Source organism: Desulfovibrio sp. MES5 (genome assembly GCF_002237645.1).
GTDB lineage: Bacteria > Desulfobacterota > Desulfovibrionia > Desulfovibrionales > Desulfovibrionaceae > Desulfovibrio.
On sequence record NZ_MJUZ01000022.1, the window covers coordinates 76,199 to 95,288 of the forward strand.

Below are 19,090 nucleotides of genomic sequence, written 5' to 3' on the forward strand. Positions count from 1 at the left end.
GCCAGCACAGCGACCCGCCTATGCGCCCGTTCTTGTACTGGCCCGGCAGTCTTACCCCTCTTGCACAGCCCCGGCATATGTCGACCCGATATTGCCGACCCATCGCGCAATGCCCTCAGGCCTGGGCTGCCCCGCCCTCATCGCCTTTTTTTCTGACCTGGCAGCATTCCGCCATGCCGCACTTCCCGAAGCCCGCAGCATTGCCACTGCAGGCAAAAAATCCCTGTTGCCCCTCATGCTGCACCAAACCCTCTCTGTCCCGCCAGGTCGCCATGCGTCCCCCCGTATCCCCTTTGTCGACCAGGTCGCCATGCGCCACCATGCGTCCTACCTGCCCCGACACCCCCTTTCGCTCATGCCGCCCTATACCGACGCCACGTTCAGCCATCCCTGCCTGTTAAAAAAGCCCTCCTCAACACGCCAAAAAGACCAAAACTCCCCATTTTTGTCGTCAGCTTTGCCCGTCGCCACAAAATTTAAGAAATATCTATATTTTTTTATTCCAAGATTGTGAAAATTTTCTTCAATTGTAATGGCGTTACAATCCGCGCCGCATGGTGGAATTGACCATTTTTTTGTAGATTTGTAACTTCTTTCACAACTATGACTGAAAGCACAAACAAGAATCTGCCTCTTGACTGTTCTTTAAAATCTCTTTACTCGAGTATCATGGCCAATTCTCAACTTTTCAATTTACAGTTTAGACAGGATGGAGGTCTGGATCATGTCTCAGGAACGGATCACGACACTGTTGAATGAAAATCGCAGCTATCTTCCACCAGAGCACGGCAAAACTTCTGCCTGGGTATGCGGAGCAGAAGAATACGATGCACTGTGCCGCCGTGCCTTGGAAGACCCCAGTGACTTTTGGGGTGCTCGAGCTTCGCAGTTAGTCCATTGGTTCAAGCGCTGGGACAAGGTACTAGAAGCCGATGAAGTAAACCACAAATACAAATGGTTTACTGGAGGCAAGCTCAATGCTTCATTCAACTGCATTGACAGGCACCTTATTTCAGGCCGGCGCAACAAGGCAGCCCTCATATGGCAGGGCGAGAAAGAAACGGACGTTCGCTGCTACACCTACCAGATGCTCTATACAGAGGTCTGCCGTGTGGCTCATGCACTGAGCTCGCTGCGCATCCGCAAGGGCGATCATGTGGCCCTGTATATGCCTATGATCCCGGAACTGTTTATCGCCATGCTGGCCTGCGCCCGCATCGGGGCCATACACACGGCCATCTTCTCCGGCTACGCCGAGGGCGGCGTGCGCAGCCGTATTCAGGGCTGCAAGGCGCGCGTGGTCATCACGGCCGATGCGGCCGTGCGTGGCGGCAAGTTCAAGCCCCTCAAGGCCAACCTTGACCCCATCCTTGAAAAATGCCCTTCCGTGGCGCATGTGGTGGTGGTCAAACATGCCGGGATTGAAAATGTCCATATGCAGCGTAACCGGGATATCTGGTGGCACGATCTTATTGACGACTTCACGCTCAACCCCGACTTTCCCTGTGAGCCGATGGACGCCGACGACACGCTCTTTCTGCTGCACACCAGCGGCAGCACGGGCAAACCCACGGGCGTCATGCACTCCACGGGCGGGTATCTTACCTACGCGGCCCACACCACCCAGTGGTGCTTCGACATGCGCGACGACGACGTATACTGGTGCACAGCCGACGCAGGCTGGATTACCGGGCATACCTACGGCGTATACGGCCCTCTGTCTCTGGGGGCGACCACCCTCATGTTCGAGGGCATACCCACTTGGCCCTATCCTGACCGCTACTGGCGCATTGTCGAGAATTTCCGCGTCAACATTCTCTACACGGCCCCCACAGTCATACGTTCGCTCATGCGCATGAACGAGGCGTGGACAGAACGCTACGACCTGCGCAGCCTGCGCATCCTGGGCAGCGTGGGCGAACCCATCAACCCCGAAGCCTGGCAGTGGTATCACAAACACATCGGCAGCGGCGAACTGCCCATTGTCGATACCTGGTGGCAGACGGAAACCGGCGGGGCCATGATCGCGCCCATGCCCTATGCGACCAAGCTCAAGCCCGGTTCGGCCTCCAAACCCCTGCCCGGCATTGACGCCACGGTTATGGGTTCGGCGGCGCGCGACGGCGAGGAGCCTGAAGTGGGATGCAAGGCCGGACACCTGGTCATACGCCGTCCCTGGCCCGGCATGATGCAGGGCGTCTTCAATGACGAAGAGAAGTACCAGTCCTATTTCACCCGTTTTGGCTGCTACGCTTCAGGTGACGCCGCCGAAATTGATCAGGACGGCTACTTCTGGATTCTGGGCCGTATCGACGACTCCATCAACGTATCGGGGCACCGCCTCTCCACTGCGGAAATTGAGGCCGTGCTGGCCACCTGCCCCGAAGTGGGCGAGGCCGCCGTTGTGCCCATGCCCCACGCCCTCAAGGGCGAAGCCATTTACGCATACGTCGTCACACGCGATGAGGTGCCCTGGAGCGCCGACCTGCGCACCAAGCTGCGCGAGGCAGTGCGGCGTGATATCGGTGCGCTGGCAACCCCGGAATACATACAGTTTGTGGACGGCATGCCCAAAACGACCTCGGGCAAGATCATTCGGCGCATGCTGCGCAAGATCGCCGGCGACAATTATGAAGATATTGGCGACACCACTTCGTTGGCCGAACCCGAAGTCATACCCAAGATTATCGACGGGCACCGCAACCTTGTGGCCGGTCGGCATGAGACAGAAAGTGCCCCCGAAGGCGGCGACAACGCCAAAGCAGAAGAATAGCCGCAGCAGCGGCAGGGGGCGCACGTCCCCTGCCGCCTGCTGACGCCTGATGCCCAGGGCCATATGCGCAAATGCGGCACACCACGGGCCCATCAGGAACTGATGCCGTGCACGCGCGCCTGGGCATGACCCAGCGACCACACACCTTCCAGCAACAAGCAGAGGCCGGGGCAAACCGCCCCGGCCTCTGTTACAAACAACGTGTCTTTAAAAACAGGTATTCTTGTTGCGTGATCTCGCCCGCACCGGAACGCAACAGACTGATACACCGCCCTTGCGCCTTCGCGGCGAGCGCCTGTCCCCGCAGGGGCGAGCCGTTTCTAGCTGAAGCAATTTCAACGTGAATATGCTCAGGAAGAGTGTCGTTCCCGCAGTCGACAGACGAACGCAGGGTCGTCTTTCAAACGGAGTCGCGGAGAACGCCGCCCACGCAGCCCCGGGCATCTGCAATGTGAGCCTGCTCCGGCTGGAGCATTTAACACTTGCGATGCTCGCGTATGGCAGGCAAAAGCCTGCCTACTCGCGTTTCGTGGCAAGAATTTTCAGGAAAATCCTTGCAGAGCAGTTAACACACTTCATGTGTTAACTGCTCTAAAAAACCGCCTGCCCTACAGCGCCTTACGGCGCACCCACACGTGGCGGGTCGCCAGCGTGGCCCAGGCAAGGCCTGCCGCCACATGCAATCCCTTGCCGCCCGCAAAACCGGCAAGCAGGCAAAGACTGCCCGCGCCAAGCATGGTGCGTACCTCAAACTTGCGCGGGCTTATGCCCATAATTTTACCCTTGCCCTTGCCAGACACAAAAGGCTGTAAAAACGACGGCACCTTCATATCGCCGAGCATGTCGCCAAGGCCCGTGCCGTGAACTGCCCCCTTGCCCCTGTGGCCTGCCTGCTTTGCGCCGTGCGACCTGCGTTCGGCCTTGCGAACTGCCTCGACCTCGGCTTTGGGCCTGAGAAGATCCGGTATTTTTTCTTCCAGCCGCTGACAGATGGCGGCAAAGTCCGTGCCGGGGTTCATGAGCAGTAAAATCGATTCCGAGCCAAAGCGCACTTCATTGACGTCTTTTTCATCCCGCAGCACGGCCTGCGCCTCGCCGCGCGCCCTGACATCTGCCAGGGCGGGATGGCGCAAACGCGCTCTGCCCTCGATGGCATGTACAACATAGGATGATTGCATGGGGCCTCCTTGCCAGAATACGGGTCGTACAGGCCCGGTTTGAAATTGACTTTCTTTTCTCTTGACACATCTTACTATTGACGGCAAGGTAATCCCCAAGCCTGAAGAAATAATTGGCGCCCATGCTGAAGCTGCGCCGTTGCACCACGACTACGGTGGTGGTTTATGCATGGGCCGGAACCCATAATTTCACTATAGCACAGCCGCAAGGCTAAAAAAGAGAGAGCACGCATGAGCCAGATTGTCAATCTGCGTCAGATGCAGGTAGGCCAGCAGGGCAAGATTGCCGCTGTGGAAGCCCTTGGTGAAATGAACCGCCGCATTCGCGACATGGGGCTCATCCCCGGCACAACGGTTTCAATCGTTGGTCGCGCGCCCCTCAAAGACCCTGTCGCTCTGCGCCTGTCTGGCGTTACGATTTCACTTCGCAACAGCGAAGCCGACTTCATCAAGGTCGACTTGGCGGGTTCCGGCAGCTAGACTTCCAGACTTACCCCAATTATCATGTTCTCGCCTATTCCCTGCCACGTTCGCGTGGCAGGGAGGGCTTGATTTTTCTCTGCCGCCCTGCGCAACTTGCCGTAAGGACGGTTTACAATGTGATCATTAAGGAGGCATGTTATGAATAATGGTCTGAAGTGCGGCCTGTGGTTTCTGGGTGGACTGATTGTCGGCGCTGTGGGTGTTGCGGCTGCAAGCCGCGCCAAACTCGACTTCAAACCTCTGGCCACTGACCTCATCAGCCGCGGCATAGATGTTAAAGATGCCCTGCTGACCAAGGTTGAAGCCCTTAAGGAAGATGTGGAAGACCTCACTGCCGAAGCCCGCATGGCCTCTGACAAGCGCAAGGCCACCAAAGGCAAAGCTGAAGCCTAAAAAGTCCCGCATTGGTACGGTCAGCCGCTGGAACAGGCCAGTCTGAAAATGCGGTCGGTTCCGGCGGCACGGCTGCTTTGCCGTGTCTCGCCCGAATCTGCGGCAGCCCCGTACAAGGATTGGACATGGGGCGCATCCGCCCCAACAGCACAAAAATCTGGCGGCGCACTACCGGGGAGGGCTCATGCCCTCATCTTCCCCGAACAGACGCCGTATCGCACAAATTCAATAGCTATATATGGAACAGGAGCGCGCGCATGCGTTTTTACATTGTTCATGAACTGCGTGGCATCTCCACGCCCGATTCAGGCAGAATGCGCGTGCGCGCCTCTTGCCCCCTCGGCCTTGCCCAGGCCGAAGCTCTGGCAGGGGCGCTGGCCACATTGCCCGGCATAGGCGAGGTACGCGTAAACCCTCGCCTGGGCAGCCTGCTTTTTTATTATGAAGACGCCAAAAGCCGTGAAACGGCCCTGACACTCTTTGTGGGCGCTGGCGGCGTGGATGGCCCCCTGGCGGACATGGTTGACGATCCCGCTGCCCCGGGCCCCGGCGAAGCCACGCTCACTGAAGGGCTCATGCCCGTGTTTCAGTATGTTTTCGTCCGTCCTCTGCTGCCCATGGCCTTACGCATCGTCAACAGCGTGGTCAGCGCGGTGCCTTTTATTTTCAAGGGCGTCCGCGCCGTGCTGCGCGGCGCGCTCAACGTGGATGTTCTGGATGCTGCCGCCATTGGCGCGTCCCTTGTCATGCGCGACTTCCGCACTGTCAGCCTGCTCACCCTGCTGCTGGGGCTCGGCGAAACGCTGGAATACTGGACGCGCCGCCGCTCCATGGCCACGCTCACCGAAAGTCTGGCGCTCAATGTTGAAAACGTATGGCTGCTGGCCGACGGCACGGAAATATCCGTTCCTCTGGCGCAGGTGAAGGAAGGGGACCTCGTCGTTGTGCGCGACGGGGGCAGCATCCCCGTTGACGGCGTGGTCGAGGAAGGCTGCGCAGTGGTCAACCAGTCGTCCATGACTGGGGAGCCCCTTGGGGTTCGCCGCACCACTGGCGCGTCTGTCTTTGCCGGCACTGTGGTGGAAGAAGGACGCCTTGTCATCCGCGCCCGCCATGTGGGCGATGGCACACGTCTGCGGCAGGTCGTAAAATTTATTGAAGAATCAGAATCTCTCAAGGCAGGCATCCAGGGCAAGTATGAGCGCCTGGCCGACATGGCCGTGCCCTTTACCTTCGGCCTGGCCGCTGTTGTCTGGCTGCTCACGCGGGACTTTCGCCGCGCGGCCTCGGTGCTGCTTGTGGACTACTCCTGCGCGCTCAAACTGGCGACCCCGCTGGCGGTGCTGGCCTCCATGCGCGAAGGCGCGCGCCACGGCATGGCCATCAAGGGCGGACGTTACCTTGAAGCCCTTAACGAGGCCGACACTGTCGTTTTCGACAAGACCGGCACGCTCACCCAGGCCAGCCCCGAAGTCGTGGAAGTCTTTCCCGCGCCGGGCTTTGAGCGCACTGAAGTGCTGCGCGTCATGGCCTGTCTTGAGGAGCATTTTCCCCACCCGGTGGCCCGCGCCGTTGTTCGCAAGGCCGATGAAGAAGGCCTCAAGCATGCAGAAGAGCACGCCCATGTGGAATACGTGGTGGCGCACGGCGTGGCCTCCTCGCTGTACGGCAAAAGGATGCGCGTGGGCAGCCGCCACTACATCGAACATGATGAAGGCGTGGACCTTTCGCCCCTGGATGCAGTGATTGAAGAGCAGACTGGCATGGGCCGCTCCCTGCTCTTCATGAGCGAAGACGGCAGGGTGGCGGGCATGGTCTCCATTGAGGATCCCATGCGTCCTGAAGCGCCCCGCGTGGTGGAGGAACTCCGCGGCCTGGGCTTCAACCGCGTTCTCATGCTGACGGGCGACGACGAGCGCACCGCCAGGGCCGTGGCTGCCCGTGTAGGCATCAGCGAATACCGCGCCCAGGTGCTGCCCACCGACAAGGCCCGTATTGTTCAGGAACTCACCGATCAGGGATGCAAGGTGCTTATGGTGGGAGACGGCATTAACGACGCTCCCGCGCTTTCCGCTTCGCATGTGGGCGTGGCCATGAGCGACGGCACGGACCTGGCCCGCGAAGTGGCCAACGTGCTGCTGACCCACCCCAATCTTGAGGGCCTCGTCAACGCCCGCCTGCTGGGCACACGCACCTTGCGGCGCATCCATTTCAATTTCGTGACCACGCTTACGCTCAACAGCGCCTTTCTGCTGGGCGGCCTTTTCATGTTTATGGGACCTGGCGTTGCAGCCCTGCTGCACAATGTCACCACGCTGGGCGTGGCTCTGAACGCCATGCGCCCCCACCTGCCCAATAAGGCCCTGCCAGGCGAGGAGAGCCATTTTGAAATCCCTGCATCTTCTTAAATATGTACGCAGCTTCGTGGACGGCCGGGTGCGCATACGCCACCCGGCACTGCACGATACTTCCGTGGCGGCCCTTGCCGAGGCCCGCATGAAGGCCATTGCCGGGGTTGCCTCAGTGGAGTGCAACCCTGTGAGCGGCTCCGTGCTCATCACCTATGACAGCAAGGTCATTCCCAAAGACCGCCTCTTTGCCATTGGCGAAGCCTGGGCTGTCTATCTCGACAAGGTCAAAGCCGGAAAGCCCGCTGACGTGCCGGAATTTTGATTTCACTTTGAAATACTTTTGGGGGAAGAACCCTTTTGCAAAACGGTCTCCTCCCCCACACCCCCTCCCCCTAAAACTCTTATTGTATTTTGCGCGTTCTCACAGCCTTACGGCTGAGCTGTTTATGCATATCCCTTTTATGACAAAAGCGCCCCGGAACCCTTGGTTCCGGGGCGCTTTTGCACGTAAAGGCATGATCTGTATCGTCGGCTTACACTGTATCGCGCAACCATGCGTCCAGTATGGCCAGGTTCTCGGCAAAGCTTTCGCGCCCAAACCCCATCCGCACATGTGGCTCCGTAACTCCATACACGCTGCCGGGCAATAACAGCACCCCGGCTGTTCGCGCAAGACGCACACAAAAATCCTCTGTCTTCTCCTCAAGGTGCAGCGAAGGAAATCCCACAGGGCCAGCCTGGGGTCTGTTGAAGGTAAACCTGTTCGCATGCCGGGCAAAAAAGGCATCGGCAATTCGCAGATTTTTCTGGATGATGTTTCTGTTACGTTGCAAAATGTGCGGTCCGTGCTTCAATGCCAGCAGAGCCAAGCTTTCAGATGGCGCGGCCCCGCATATGCTCAAATAATTTTTGTAACGGCTGATGCCGTCCATTAAGGCGCTGTCGGCGCAGGCCAGCCAGCCCACACGCAGCCCGGAAAGCCCGTAGGCCTTGCTCATGACGCCGAGGGAAATACCACGTTCATAGACGTCGCATATCCAGGGCGCTCCCTCTTCGCATCCGCTGTCCCCTTGAGCCGGAAGGCTGTTGCGACCCAACCCCCTGTAAACTTCGTCGGCAAACACCCATATGCCGTGTTGTCGCGCCAGATCACAGAGTTCACCAACTTGATGCGCATCAAGAGTAAAACCTGTGGGATTGTGCGGCGTATTGACAACAATAAGCTTGGTGTTTGGCCGGATCAGGGCCTTGAGCGCGTCCACTGAAAGCTGCCAGCCTTCCGTGCCGCCCGAAGACTCAAAACGCCAAAAATCCACCTGGCAGCCCACGGCGCGCGGCAATTCATACAGCGACTGGTAGGCCGGAAACATGCAGATCACATGGTCCTGCGGTTCAAGCAGGACGTTCATACAGGCAAATATGCCCTCCTGCGCGCCGCTGAAGAGCAGCACATCCTGCCAATCCATTTTTTCATAAAGACCAGACAGGGCCTGCCGCAGTTCCGGCACGCCATCATTGGGGCTGTATCCGAGCCACGTCTGCATGAAATCCCTGCGGGCTTTTTCCGGATCAGGCTCCAGAGCCAGCAGGTCCTCGATGCGCATAGATTCACAGTCCGACTGGGCCAGCAGATATGGAGTTGAAAATTCATACTTGCCAAAAAACACTTCAAGCTCAAAATCGGGCAAACGCATGGCATTCCTGCTGATAGAAAATTATTCTGCCGAAATTGGACGGCGGATCTGGAAAAGGAAGGATAAAATTTCTGGAGGTCAGCGTTCAGATACGGGACCAAAAACACCCAGCGCCTTCAAGGCCTCAACCACGTCATCCACAGGCAGCCCCTCAAGACAGGACGCAAGAGGCTTGGGGTACTCATGCCCAAGATTAAGATAGGCGCACCGCCCGGTGCGGGGCAGCAGACTCTGGACAGCCTTGCCCCACGGCCCCCAGCGCAAGGGATTGGTAGGCCCGTGCAAGCCCACCGTGGGCGCTCCCGCCAGAGCCGCCAGGTGCATGGTCCCCGTATTTACAGAAACCACGGCGGCCGCCCGGGAGAACATCCAGGCAAGCCCCGGCAACGAAAGTTCTCCAGCGAGAGACACTGCGGCACAGCCCGCATGCGCTTCAAGAAAAGCCGCATTGCGCTGCACATCACCCGGCGCGCCAGTAAGGCAGACCTGGAACCCGCGTTCCTGTAAGATTTCGGCCAACTCGGCCCAATGTTCGGCGGGCCATTCCTTGAGCCAGGCGTGGATGCCTGAAGGCCACATGTGCATATAAACACGAGGAAGACTGCCGCCAGACAAAGCCTCAAGCCTGCGGTCTACCCTGGTCGCATCGACAGGGGATTCTTGCGGCAGATTCAGTTCCGGAACCCCCTCAAGATCAGGAAACAGGGCTTTGCCCAGAGCCATGAAGTTTTCCACTTCATGCCTGTCAGAACAGTGCGGAACCTTATGGGAATAACCGCAGGAGCGGCACTGCCCAGGCGTGCTAAAGCCTACCGTGCGGTTTGCTCCGGACAGATTGCTTAAAACAGCGCCCAGTCTGGGCCACTGGCTGCTGTCGATCAATACGTCCAGTCTTTTTTCACGCAGCCATGTTAGCATGGCTGGCACCTGGCGCACGCTGAAAGCGGCGCTCTCGTCAATTTCGGGAATGAGGGGGACTGTGGCTGCATTGCCCTTTGTGGTCAGAAGATAAAAACGCGCATTGGGCAGACGTTTGCGCAATGCCGTAATGACGGATGAAAACAGCAAAAGGTCGCCGATAGCGCCCAGACAAAGAAAACCAACCCGTTGCGGCTCCACTAGCGCGTTGAGTGACGAGGTGCCTGCCGCAGCCCGCAAACCGGCAGAGCACAGAGTCAAAGGAATGCCTGCCCAGCGGTCAAGAAAACGGTGAAGCCTGTTACCGCGCTCTCGCATCAGTAGGCTCCGTATCCGAGGGTCACCACGGGCACAGTTTTGATCAATATCCACAGGTCCATCCACACAGACCAGTTATTGATATAGTATTGATCAAAATTCACGCGTTCCTGATAGGTGGTGTTGTTGCGCCCCGAAACCTGCCACAAACCCGTAATGCCGGGCTTGACCATGCAATATTCCTCAAAAACCTGGCCGTACTTGTCCACTTCGGGCTGCACGATTGGGCGCGGCCCCACAAGGCTCATGTCGCCCATGACAACATTGAGAAGCTGCGGCAGTTCATCAAGGCTGAGTTTGCGAAGCATGTGGCCCACACGGGTAACACGGGGGTCGCATTTGAGCTTGCGGTCGCAGGTCCATTCCTTGTGCAGAGCCTCGTCGCAGGCCAGCATGTCTTTAAGAACCTTGTCCGCGTCATTGACCATGGTACGAAATTTAAAGATGCGGATCTCTTTGCCGTGCTGACCAATGCGCTTCTGGCGGTAAAAGACCGGCCCGGGGCTGTCCATCTTGATGATAAGAGCCAGGGCCGCCCCCAGCGGCAAGAGTACCACCGAGCCCAAAAGGCATAAAACAAGGTCAAGACCGCGCTTGATGAAAAGCCGCCGTTTGTCGCGCAGATTCTGCCGCACCAGCAGGCCCACAGCGCTGCCAAGATCACGCGGCGTCAGCCAGTGTACCCTGAAGCCGCCGCCAAAAGACGGCACGACCAGTGTATTGCTGAAATAACGGCAAGCTTCGGTAATGACATCCGTCTTTTGCGCCTGCCCTATTTTTTGCAGAAGCAGGGCCATGGCCTTGGGATAGCGCGCTGATATCGAAGCAAACAGCACGCGCATTTCTTCAGCAGTATCTGGCAGGTCAAAAATGGCTATGGGGTTCAGACCTCTTTCGGGATGCCGTTTGAGATAGCGCCACAATTCGCGCCCTTCGCTACAGTGGTCGAAAATAACCAGAGGCTTGCCCCACCAACGCCTGCGGGCGTAAAGACGCCGACACAGATACCGCGCAAGAGGCATGGTGACCAGCGTTGCCGCCCAACTGCCCATAATGACGATGCGCGAGTATGCGTCGCCGGTTTTTGACAGAAAAAGCACGGCGAGAATAATGGCGTACAACAGGCTCACCAGCTGGAACAGCGCCCTGAGTTCACGGTGCGGTGCGGGACTTATGCTTTGATAAAGCCCCAGGCCCGCTCCAAAAATGGGGCCGATCAAAAGCATGGGCACGACCCAGTGGTACAGCACCGGGTCAAGACCGCCAAAGGCCGCGCGCGCAAAAAAAACAAGCATGGCTGTTCCCAGGAGGGCCAGCATGTCAAAAAAACAGAGTAAGAGCTTTTGGGCTGAAATGCCAATAAAAGCGGAAAGCGATTCCCAACACGAGGTTTTCGTCATAATCATTAAGCCCAAAAAACGTTGTGGGATAAAAGCTGGTCGGAGCCAGTCAGATTATTCAGGGCCACGATATGCTGAGCATTCGACAGGTTTTGCAATACGCGATACGTACTGTCACATAAATACATTATATTCATTCCTCCTGCAAATAACAACATGGCCGCCTGCCCCGCCCTTGCGTCACGGGCAAGCATCTGTTAGATAAATTCCTTGTTTTGCCGTAGACCGCGCGGCGGCAGGCCCACAATCTGCCAGCTGACGCGCCTGTGCGTTTTGTGGTTTTGTCCGCAATGCGCATGTCCATCCTTAGACGGTTGCCGCCATGTCCGGCATGGCTCAACCGCCAACGGCCACCGCCATATTCCGAGGGGGAAACTGAGCATGAAAAAATTTCTTGTCTGCGCCCTGCTGGCTGCCGTTATGGCCGCCGTGCCCGCTTTTGCCAAAAAAAGCTATGTGAACGGCATTGACCCCAACTATCCGCCTTTCGCCTATGTGGACGAAAAGACCGGCCAGCCCGCCGGGTTTGACGTGGACTCCCTCAACTGGATCGCCAAAACAATGGGCTTTGAGATAACCCATAAGCCCATGGCCTGGGACGGCATCATTCCCGCTCTTGTGGCCAAACAGATCGACATGGTGGATTCGGGAATGAGCATCACCCCCGAACGCGCCAAGGTCGTGGAATTTTCCGATCCGTACTGGACGGTTTCGCGCGTGTTTCTTGTGCCCGCAAACTCCACGCTGACCCCGCAGGACGTGCTGACCAAGAAGGTCAAGCTCGGCGTGCAGCGCGGCACTTCCGAAGCCAACGCCATCAAGCAGGAACAGCAGGAAAAGGGCTATCCCTTTGAACTGCGCTTCTATGAATCCGCTCCGCTGGCGGTGGAAGACCTGCTCAATGGCCGCATTGATGCGGCCCTTATGGACGAACTGCCCGCTGACGACGCCATCTCCAAGGGACGGCCCGTCAAGAAGGCCGGCACGCACGGTGAACCCGACAAGTTCGGCGTTGCCATGCGCAAGGGCGACAAGGACCTGCACAAGCTCATCAATGACGGTTACAAGAAGCTCATGGCCGATCCTTACTGGCAGGAGCTTCAGAAAAAGTATCTGAGCAAGTAAGCAGCGCAAAAGCGCAGACCGGCAGACGCGGATCGTCGGATATCCCGGCGGTCCGCGCTGTTCTGCCCAACCTACGGCAAACTCCACAATGGATTCACTTCTTGTAGTTTATAACGCTCTCCCCTCCATACTGGGCGGCGGTCTGGTCACAGTTGGCAATGTGACCATTTCTCTGGCCATGGGGCTCGTGCTCGGCGTGCCTCTGGCTGTGGCTCAGGTATACGGCGGCCCATGGCTGCGCCGGATGGTGGCGCTGTATGTATGGTTTTTCCGTGGCGTACCCATTCTTGTGCTGCTTTTTCTGTGCTACGGATTTTTCATCAGCCTGGGCCTTCCGGCAGATCCTTTTCTGATCTGCTGTCTTGTGCTCGGCTGTACCAGCACGGCCTACCAGTCACAGATTTTTCGCGGCGCCATTGAAAGCCTGCCCCAGGGGCAGCTTAATGCGGCCCGCGCTCTTGGCATGGGCGAAGGCACGGGCATTTGCAGCATCATCCTGCCCCAGGCCATGCGCCTTTCCATACCCGGATGGGCCAACGAATTTTCCATCCTGCTCAAGGATTCAGCCATCTGCTACGTTCTCGGCACGCAGGATATCATGGCCAGAACGTCCTTCGTGGCCGCGCGCACGCACGAACACCTGGCCCTTTACGCGGCGGCGGGCTGCATTTATTTTCTGCTGACTCTGGTGGTGCTCAAGCTTTTGCGCCGCCTGGAAGACAAAGTCCATGTGCCGGGCTATTCCTCAGGAATGAGCATGGAAGGCATGGGTGTGGGATAAGCCATGAATGTGGACGAACAAGCTATTCTGCGCGTTGAGGGCATCTCCAAGATGCTGGGCGGCAAGCCCATTCTGAACAATTGCAGCCTCTCGGTGCGCCGCGGGGAACTCAAGGTGCTCATCGGGCCTTCAGGCGCGGGCAAAAGCACCCTGCTTCAGAGCATCAACTGCCTCATCCCGCCCGATGCGGGCGACATCTACCTTGAGGGCCAGCGGCTCGACCGCACAAGCAAACCCGCCCTGTGCGCCTTTCGCGCGCAGGTGGGCATGATCTTTCAGGATTTCAACCTGTTTGACCACCTCACGGCTGAAGAAAACGTGGCCATAGCTCTGCGCAAGGTGCGCGGCATGAACCACAAGGACGCCAAGGCCCGCGCGCACGAAGAACTCGCTCGCGTCGGCCTTGCCCGCCGCGCCCTGCTCTACCCCGCGCAGCTTTCGGGCGGCCAGAAACAGCGTGTGGCCATGGCCCGCGCTCTGGCCATGGACCCAAAGGTCATTTTGCTTGACGAGCCCACCTCGGCTCTGGACCCCGAACTGGTGGGCGAAGTGCTGGCCGTCATACGTGACCTTGCCGGCGGCGGGATGACCATGATCATGGCCACCCACCAGATGGATTTTGCCCGCGCCTTGGCCACGGAAATCATATTTATGGAGCAAGGCAGGCTTATTGAACAGGGCGCGCCCGATGTGCTGCTGGCCGAAGGCTCCGCCACGCGCACGCGCGACTTCTGCCAGCGCCTGCTGGAGATGGGGGGCTAGAGTGCTGGACACGGCCTTTTTCGGCAATGAGCTTATCCCTGCCCTTAACAGGGGGCTGCTCGTTTCGCTGGCTCTCATTATTCCCGCTGGCAGCCTGGGTTTTGTGGGCGGGGTGCTTCTCGGCTGCGCCCGTTCTTTCGGCCCGCGCTGGCTGCGACGCCTGGGCGACTGGTTTACGGCCATAGTACGCGGCGTGCCTCTGGTCGTGCAGTTGATGATGATCTATTACGCCCTGCCCAAGCTTGGCATATTCTTTCCGCCCTATGGGGCTGCGCTTACAAGCTTTATTCTGTGCACCGCAGCCTATCAGAGCGAATACGTGCGCGGGGCGCTGCTTTCCATCCGCCAGGGGCAGATACGTGCCGCCGAGGCGCTGGGGTTCAGCACATGGCAGACCGTGACCTGGATCATCATCCCCCAGGCCGCCCGTCGTGCTCTGCCCGGCTGCGGCAATGAAATAATCTATCTCATCAAGTACAGCTCCCTGGCCTACCTCGTCACCTGTATGGAACTTATGGGCGAAGGCAAGGTCGTGGCCTCGGACACCTTCCGCTTTACCGAGGTTTTCATCACAGTTGGGGCGTACTATTTGGGCATGGTCACTCTGGCCACCTTCTTTCTGCGCTGGCTGGAGCACCGTTTCCACGTGCCGGGCTTCGGCGCGCGCTAACGCGCTAACGCGACTTCATTTTGAAATGCTTGGTGGGGGAGGGACCCTTTTGCAAAAGGGTCCCTCCCCCACACCCCCCACCCCCTAAAATTCTTACTGTCTATTCGCGCCAAGGGTTTCCCTTTTGCGCTTTGGCCGCAATGCCAAAATAATAATATGAAAGGGCGCACGGTAACGTGCGCCCTTTCATATTTCAATTCTTTGCCAGCGGGGGGTCAGTACCGCCCAGGGCAAGTTTAAAATAAAATCGCCCTAGGGGTTGTTTCTAAATAAATGATTTTACTCCAAGGGCAAGGAAAAAGGCTTTTTTGCGAAAGGAATGTACTCTTACGGTACATGACCGGAGTAAAAAAGGGCCTTTTGACGCAGCCAGTTGGACAAAAGAACTATTTAGAGACAGCCCTAACCTTCGTGCCACCCCAGAAACATCTTATAGGCCGAGTTGTCCGTCTCTTCCACATGGGGGTAGCCCATGCGCTCCACACGCTGCAAAAAGTCTTCAAAGGCCTCGCGCTTTTCTTCCGGAGCCTCGAAGCCCACCAGCACCCGCCCAAAATCCGCTCCGTGGTAGCGGTACTGGAACAGGGTGATGCTGAAATCCACGCGCATGGCGTCCATAAAGTCCAGCAACGCGCCGGGCCGTTCAGGAAAGGTAAAGCGCAGCAGCCGCTCGTGCAGAATCTGGGGCGCATTGCCGCCCACCAGATGCCGCAAATGCATCTTGACGAGTTCGTTGTCCGTCAGGTCAATGGCCTCAAATCCCTTACTGCGCAGTTCAGCCAGAACTTCGGCGACATCGTCGCGCCCGCTGATCTTGATGCCCACCAGCACACGCGCTTTTTCCGGATCAGAAAAGCGGGTGCACAATTCGGTAATATTGCGGTTGCCAAATGAGGCGCACAGCGCGCGAAAGCTGCCCACGGCTTCCGGGATGGTCACTGCCAGAAGGGCCTCACGGTGCGCGCCGATTTCTGAACGGTCAACCACATGGCTCAGCCGGTCAAAGTTCATGTTGGCTCCGCTGACAACAGCCACCAGGGTGGCGTCGCGCAGGCCGCTCTCTGACGCGTAGGCGCGCAGGCCAGCCAGGGCCAGGGCTCCAGCGGGTTCGGCCACCAGGCGCGTATCCTCAAAAATATCCTTTATGGCGCCGCAGATGGCATCGGTGCTCACCACGATGATATCGTCCAAAAGGTCGCGGCACAGGCCAAAGGTATGCTCGCCCACAAGCTTTACAGCCACACCGTCGGCAAAAAGGCCCACATCGTGCAGCTCAACCCTGTGCCCGGCCATGACCGAGCGGCGCATGGCGTCGGAGTCAACAGGCTCCACACCGATAACCCGGATTTCCGGGCGCAGGTTCTTGATATAGGCGGCCACGCCAGCCGCCAGGCCGCCGCCGCCGATGGGAACAAAGACGGCATGTATGTCGCCGGGATGCTGGCGCAAAATTTCCATGCCTATGGTGCCCTGCCCTGCAATGACGTCAGGGTCGTCAAACGGCGGAATATAAATGCAGCCGCTCTCCTTGATAAGGTCAAGCGTGTGCTGCCAGGCATCGCTGAAAGACTCGCCTGAAAGCACCACCTGCCCACCCAGACGGCGCACCGCATCCACCTTGATGGCAGGCGTGGTCACGGGCATGACGATGGTGGCCTCGCAACCGAGGCGACGGGCCGCCAGAGCCACGCCCTGAGCGTGGTTTCCGGCTGAGGCGGCAATAACGCCGCGCCGCAGATCCTCCGGCGACAGGCGGGCCATCTTGTTGTATGCGCCGCGCAGCTTGAAGGAAAAAACAGGCTGAAGATCCTCACGCTTGAGCAAAATTCGGTTGCCAAGACGCCGGGAAAGGGTTTTGGCTTCATCAAGGGGAGTTTCCACCGCCACGTCATAGACGCGGCTCAACAGGATGCGGTTCAGGTACTCGCTGTGCTTGTGCATGCATATATCCTTGCGGCAGCAAAAAAATGATACGGCCGCCATGCAGCCGTTCGGGAAGGGGTATTTCACCCGTTTCACTTCCTATATACCTGCCGCCGCCACACCTCAAGCCCCGAACAGCGCGATGACGCTGAATTTTGCCGTCAAAGCGATGCCGCAGCAGGCGCGCGCGACGCAGCAACCACGATAAGCGGGCACAGTACGCAGTGCGGGCAGATTACCGGAACATGCCGTAATCATATGCTGAAGCAGCCGTATGCCCCTTGCTGTACGCTCTGTACACGCTCACCCCATTAGGCTATGCTCCGTAAGAGAAACATATGCCATCAGAACATCCGCACAATGAAGACAAGGGACTCCAGGCCTATCAGCCGCACATAACAGTGCGCGCCGCCGGGCGGCTGTGGCAGCTCAGCCGCGCCGCTGACCTTGAACAGCTTTGGGAGGCCATGACCGCCGATTCCCGTGACTTCGAGGATGAGCGTCTGCCCTACTGGACGGAGCTCTGGCCCTCCAGCGTGGCTTTGGCCTCATGGCTTCACAGCCGCCAGAAAGAAATCGCGGGGCAGGATTGCCTTGATCTGGGCTGCGGTCTGGGGCTCACGGCCATGGTCGGCCAATGGCTTGGCGCGCGCGTCACCGCTATGGACTATGAAGAAGATGCCCTGCGCTTTGCCGCGCTCAACGCCAAAATCAATGACGTTCCCCAACCCCTGTGGACCGTTATGGACTGGCGGAGCCCGGCCCTGCGGGCCGGAAGCATGCACCGCGTATGGGGCGGCGATATCATGTATGAAAAGCGCTTTGTGGCCCCGGTGCTGCGCTTTTTACACCACGCGCTCGCGCCGGACGGCGCAGCCTGGGTAGCCGAACCGGGCCGCTCTGTATACGAAACCTTTCTGCACGCCCTGCAAAGCGGCGGCTGGCAGGGCAGGCGCGTATACGGCCAGAAAGTGGAAGCCCTCTACGCCCAGCCTGTGCCTGTCACCGTGCAGGTATGGGAAATCCGCCGAGGCTGACGCGGCGACAACACAAACAACGCACCCGTTTTCATAAAGAAAACGGCGCAGGATACTGATATGGGAAATCTGGCACGCTTTGGGGTTTCGCTGGATGAAGACCTGCTGGAACCTTTTGACGAACTTTGCCGGCGCAAGAGCTATCCCAACCGTTCAGAAGCCATACGCGACCTCATCCGCAAGGCTCTGGTGGAAGAAAAGTGGAACAGCGACGCATATGGCGCGGGCACTCTTACCCTTGTATACGATCATCACAAGAACGACCTTTCGCGTCGTCTCATGCAGATACAGCACGATGATCATGACCTGATAGTCACCACGCTGCATGTGCATCTTGACCACTACAACTGCCTTGAGGTCCTGGTGCTCAAAGGGGAGCCCAACCGCATGCGCGCCCTGGCCGACAAGCTCATCGCCTGCCGCGGCGTCAAGCACGGCACCTTTACCGGCACTACCACAGGAGAGGACCTGGCATAATGGAAGACGTGCAAAGCCATGCCCCGCAGGTGGCCCTGAACATAAACCGCGTAGGGGTGCGCGAACTTCGCCTGCCCCTGCTGGTACGCGACCGCACCAAGGGCACGCAGCAGACAGTGGCCAGCGTGGACCTTGGCGTGGACCTGCCCTCCGCGTTCAAGGGCACCCACATGAGCCGCTTTGTTGAGGCCCTGGAACAGTGGAACGCTGAAATAAGCTATCAGTCGGTGCGCCGCCTGTTGCTGGACATCAAGCAGCGCCTTGAGGCCAGGCGGGCCTACGCGCGTTTCTGCTTTCCCTATTTCATAAAAAAATCAGCTCCCGCTTCGGGCATCCCAGCCCTGGTCAGCTATCAGTGCCGCCTCACCGGCGAACTGGACGATGAGGGTCAGCACTTCTGCCTTGAGGTCGACGTGCCGGTTATGACCGTCTGCCCCTGCTCCAAGGCCATAAGCGACGAGGGCGCGCACAGCCAGCGGGCAATGGTGCGCATGAACCTGCGCATGAAGGTTTTTTCATGGCTTGAAGATTTTATCGACATAGCCGAAGCCTCCGGGTCTTCAGCCGTGTACACCCTGCTCAAGCGTGAGGATGAAAAATTCGTCACCGAGTATGCCTTTGCCCACCCCACTTTTGTGGAGGATGTGGTGCGCAATGTGGCGCAGCGTCTTTCAGAGCATGGACAGGTCGAATGGTTCAGTGTTGAAGTGGAAAGTATGGAGTCAATCCATAACCACAATGCTTTCGCAAGGATAGAGCGACACATGAGCGACAAAAAACCGGCCTGACCCCGGCGCTGCATACAAA

At 58.3% G+C, this 19,090-nt stretch carries 18 protein-coding genes; 13 read left to right on the plus strand and 5 right to left on the minus strand.

The window, feature by feature from the left end; translation table 11 throughout:
* Nucleotides 1-109 precede the first annotated feature (109 nt).
* A complete protein-coding gene (locus tag BCS36_RS07255) occupies nt 110-514 on the plus strand; it encodes a hypothetical protein (RefSeq protein ID WP_291302239.1) in 405 nt (134 codons plus the stop codon).
* 210 nt (nt 515-724) lie between these two features.
* A complete protein-coding gene (gene acs / locus BCS36_RS07260) occupies nt 725-2,773 on the plus strand; it encodes an acetate--CoA ligase (RefSeq protein ID WP_291302240.1) in 2,049 nt (682 codons plus the stop codon).
* A 608-nt stretch (nt 2,774-3,381) separates the two neighbouring features.
* Here acs and BCS36_RS07265 read toward each other — a convergent pair.
* Entirely contained in the window at nt 3,382-3,951 is a 570-nt protein-coding gene (locus BCS36_RS07265) for a hypothetical protein (RefSeq protein WP_291302241.1), read from the minus strand.
* 231 nt (nt 3,952-4,182) lie between these two features.
* Between BCS36_RS07265 and BCS36_RS07270 the strand changes: the two genes are divergently transcribed.
* From BCS36_RS07270 to BCS36_RS07285, 4 genes are all read left to right on the plus strand, one after another.
* Nucleotides 4,183-4,431 carry a FeoA family protein gene (locus tag BCS36_RS07270; RefSeq protein WP_291302242.1) on the plus strand — a complete coding sequence of 83 codons (249 nt, stop codon included), beginning with the start codon at nt 4,183-4,185 and terminating at the stop codon, nt 4,429-4,431.
* A gap of 141 nt (nt 4,432-4,572) precedes the next feature.
* Entirely contained in the window at nt 4,573-4,827 is a 255-nt protein-coding gene (locus BCS36_RS07275) for a hypothetical protein (RefSeq protein WP_291302243.1), read from the plus strand.
* A 257-nt stretch (nt 4,828-5,084) separates the two neighbouring features.
* Complete coding sequence (locus tag BCS36_RS07280; RefSeq protein WP_291302244.1) at nt 5,085-7,235, plus strand: heavy metal translocating P-type ATPase; 2,151 nt, start codon at nt 5,085-5,087, stop codon at nt 7,233-7,235.
* On the plus strand, nt 7,213-7,500 hold the full coding sequence (locus tag BCS36_RS07285) for an HMA2 domain-containing protein (RefSeq protein ID WP_291302245.1): 288 nt from the start codon (nt 7,213-7,215) through the stop codon (nt 7,498-7,500). Before BCS36_RS07280 ends, BCS36_RS07285 begins: the two co-directional genes overlap by 23 nt.
* 211 nt (nt 7,501-7,711) lie before the next feature.
* On the opposite strand, the gene BCS36_RS07290 is transcribed toward BCS36_RS07285, so the two are convergent.
* The 3 genes from BCS36_RS07290 to wbaP form a co-directional block, all read right to left on the minus strand.
* Nucleotides 7,712-8,872, minus strand: a complete 1,161-nt coding sequence (locus BCS36_RS07290; protein WP_291302246.1) for an aminotransferase class I/II-fold pyridoxal phosphate-dependent enzyme — start codon at nt 8,870-8,872, stop codon at nt 7,712-7,714.
* 78 nt (nt 8,873-8,950) lie between these two features.
* Nucleotides 8,951-10,108 carry a glycosyltransferase family 9 protein gene (locus BCS36_RS07295; RefSeq protein ID WP_291302247.1) on the minus strand — a complete coding sequence of 386 codons (1,158 nt, stop codon included), beginning with the start codon at nt 10,106-10,108 and terminating at the stop codon, nt 8,951-8,953.
* Nucleotides 10,108-11,514 carry an undecaprenyl-phosphate galactose phosphotransferase WbaP gene (wbaP, locus tag BCS36_RS07300; RefSeq protein WP_367209277.1) on the minus strand — a complete coding sequence of 469 codons (1,407 nt, stop codon included), beginning with the start codon at nt 11,512-11,514 and terminating at the stop codon, nt 10,108-10,110. The genes BCS36_RS07295 and wbaP overlap by 1 nt, the downstream gene beginning before the upstream one ends.
* A 375-nt stretch (nt 11,515-11,889) precedes the next feature.
* Between wbaP and BCS36_RS07305 the strand changes: the two genes are divergently transcribed.
* The 4 genes from BCS36_RS07305 to BCS36_RS07320 all read left to right on the plus strand — a co-directional run bounded on the left by BCS36_RS07305 (nt 11,890) and on the right by BCS36_RS07320 (nt 14,846).
* Entirely contained in the window at nt 11,890-12,633 is a 744-nt protein-coding gene (locus BCS36_RS07305) for an ABC transporter substrate-binding protein (protein WP_291302249.1), read from the plus strand.
* An 88-nt stretch (nt 12,634-12,721) separates the two neighbouring features.
* A complete protein-coding gene (locus BCS36_RS07310) occupies nt 12,722-13,414 on the plus strand; it encodes an amino acid ABC transporter permease (RefSeq protein ID WP_291302250.1) in 693 nt (230 codons plus the stop codon).
* Between the two features lie 3 nt (nt 13,415-13,417).
* Complete coding sequence (locus tag BCS36_RS07315) at nt 13,418-14,176, plus strand: amino acid ABC transporter ATP-binding protein (protein ID WP_291302251.1); 759 nt, start codon at nt 13,418-13,420, stop codon at nt 14,174-14,176.
* 1 nt (nt 14,177) lies between these two features.
* Nucleotides 14,178-14,846, plus strand: coding sequence for an amino acid ABC transporter permease (locus tag BCS36_RS07320; RefSeq protein WP_291302252.1), 669 nt, complete (start codon nt 14,178-14,180; stop codon nt 14,844-14,846).
* Nucleotides 14,847-15,248: 402 nt separating this feature from the next.
* On the opposite strand, the gene ilvA is transcribed toward BCS36_RS07320, so the two are convergent.
* The gene (gene ilvA / locus BCS36_RS07325) at nt 15,249-16,787 is read right to left on the minus strand and encodes a threonine ammonia-lyase, biosynthetic (protein WP_291302253.1); all 1,539 of its coding nucleotides are present in this window, start codon (nt 16,785-16,787) and stop codon (nt 15,249-15,251) included.
* A 320-nt stretch (nt 16,788-17,107) separates the two neighbouring features.
* On the opposite strand from ilvA, the gene BCS36_RS07330 reads away from it, so the two are divergent.
* The 3 genes from BCS36_RS07330 to folE2 are packed head-to-tail and all read left to right on the plus strand — an operon-like array spanning nt 17,108 to nt 19,071.
* On the plus strand, nt 17,108-17,806 hold the full coding sequence (locus BCS36_RS07330) for a methyltransferase domain-containing protein (RefSeq protein WP_291302254.1): 699 nt from the start codon (nt 17,108-17,110) through the stop codon (nt 17,804-17,806).
* 60 nt (nt 17,807-17,866) lie between these two features.
* Nucleotides 17,867-18,283 (plus strand): nickel-responsive transcriptional regulator NikR, encoded by a 417-nt coding sequence (nikR, locus tag BCS36_RS07335; protein WP_291302255.1) that lies wholly within the window; start codon nt 17,867-17,869, stop codon nt 18,281-18,283.
* Nucleotides 18,283-19,071, plus strand: coding sequence for a GTP cyclohydrolase FolE2 (gene folE2 / locus BCS36_RS07340; protein WP_291302256.1), 789 nt, complete (start codon nt 18,283-18,285; stop codon nt 19,069-19,071). Before nikR ends, folE2 begins: the two co-directional genes overlap by 1 nt.
* The last annotated feature ends 19 nt before the right edge of the window (nt 19,072-19,090 follow it).

Bases quoted from the DNA above. Each gene is read 5' to 3' on its own strand.
- BCS36_RS07255 (WP_291302239.1), top strand. From the start codon at position 110: ATGCCCTCAGGCCTGGGCTGCCCCGCCCTCATCGCCTTTTTTTCTGAC.
- acs (WP_291302240.1), top strand. From the start codon at position 725: ATGTCTCAGGAACGGATCACGACACTGTTGAATGAAAATCGCAGCTAT.
- BCS36_RS07265 (WP_291302241.1), bottom strand. From the start codon at position 3,951: ATGCAATCATCCTATGTTGTACATGCCATCGAGGGCAGAGCGCGTTTG.
- BCS36_RS07270 (WP_291302242.1), top strand. From the start codon at position 4,183: ATGAGCCAGATTGTCAATCTGCGTCAGATGCAGGTAGGCCAGCAGGGC.
- BCS36_RS07275 (WP_291302243.1), top strand. From the start codon at position 4,573: ATGAATAATGGTCTGAAGTGCGGCCTGTGGTTTCTGGGTGGACTGATT.
- BCS36_RS07280 (WP_291302244.1), top strand. From the start codon at position 5,085: ATGCGTTTTTACATTGTTCATGAACTGCGTGGCATCTCCACGCCCGAT.
- BCS36_RS07290 (WP_291302246.1), bottom strand. From the start codon at position 8,872: ATGCGTTTGCCCGATTTTGAGCTTGAAGTGTTTTTTGGCAAGTATGAA.
- BCS36_RS07295 (WP_291302247.1), bottom strand. From the start codon at position 10,108: ATGCGAGAGCGCGGTAACAGGCTTCACCGTTTTCTTGACCGCTGGGCA.
- wbaP (WP_367209277.1), bottom strand. From the start codon at position 11,514: ATGATTATGACGAAAACCTCGTGTTGGGAATCGCTTTCCGCTTTTATT.
- BCS36_RS07305 (WP_291302249.1), top strand. From the start codon at position 11,890: ATGAAAAAATTTCTTGTCTGCGCCCTGCTGGCTGCCGTTATGGCCGCC.
- BCS36_RS07310 (WP_291302250.1), top strand. From the start codon at position 12,722: ATGGATTCACTTCTTGTAGTTTATAACGCTCTCCCCTCCATACTGGGC.
- BCS36_RS07315 (WP_291302251.1), top strand. From the start codon at position 13,418: ATGAATGTGGACGAACAAGCTATTCTGCGCGTTGAGGGCATCTCCAAG.
- ilvA (WP_291302253.1), bottom strand. From the start codon at position 16,787: ATGCACAAGCACAGCGAGTACCTGAACCGCATCCTGTTGAGCCGCGTC.
- BCS36_RS07330 (WP_291302254.1), top strand. From the start codon at position 17,108: ATGCCATCAGAACATCCGCACAATGAAGACAAGGGACTCCAGGCCTAT.
- nikR (WP_291302255.1), top strand. From the start codon at position 17,867: ATGGGAAATCTGGCACGCTTTGGGGTTTCGCTGGATGAAGACCTGCTG.
- folE2 (WP_291302256.1), top strand. From the start codon at position 18,283: ATGGAAGACGTGCAAAGCCATGCCCCGCAGGTGGCCCTGAACATAAAC.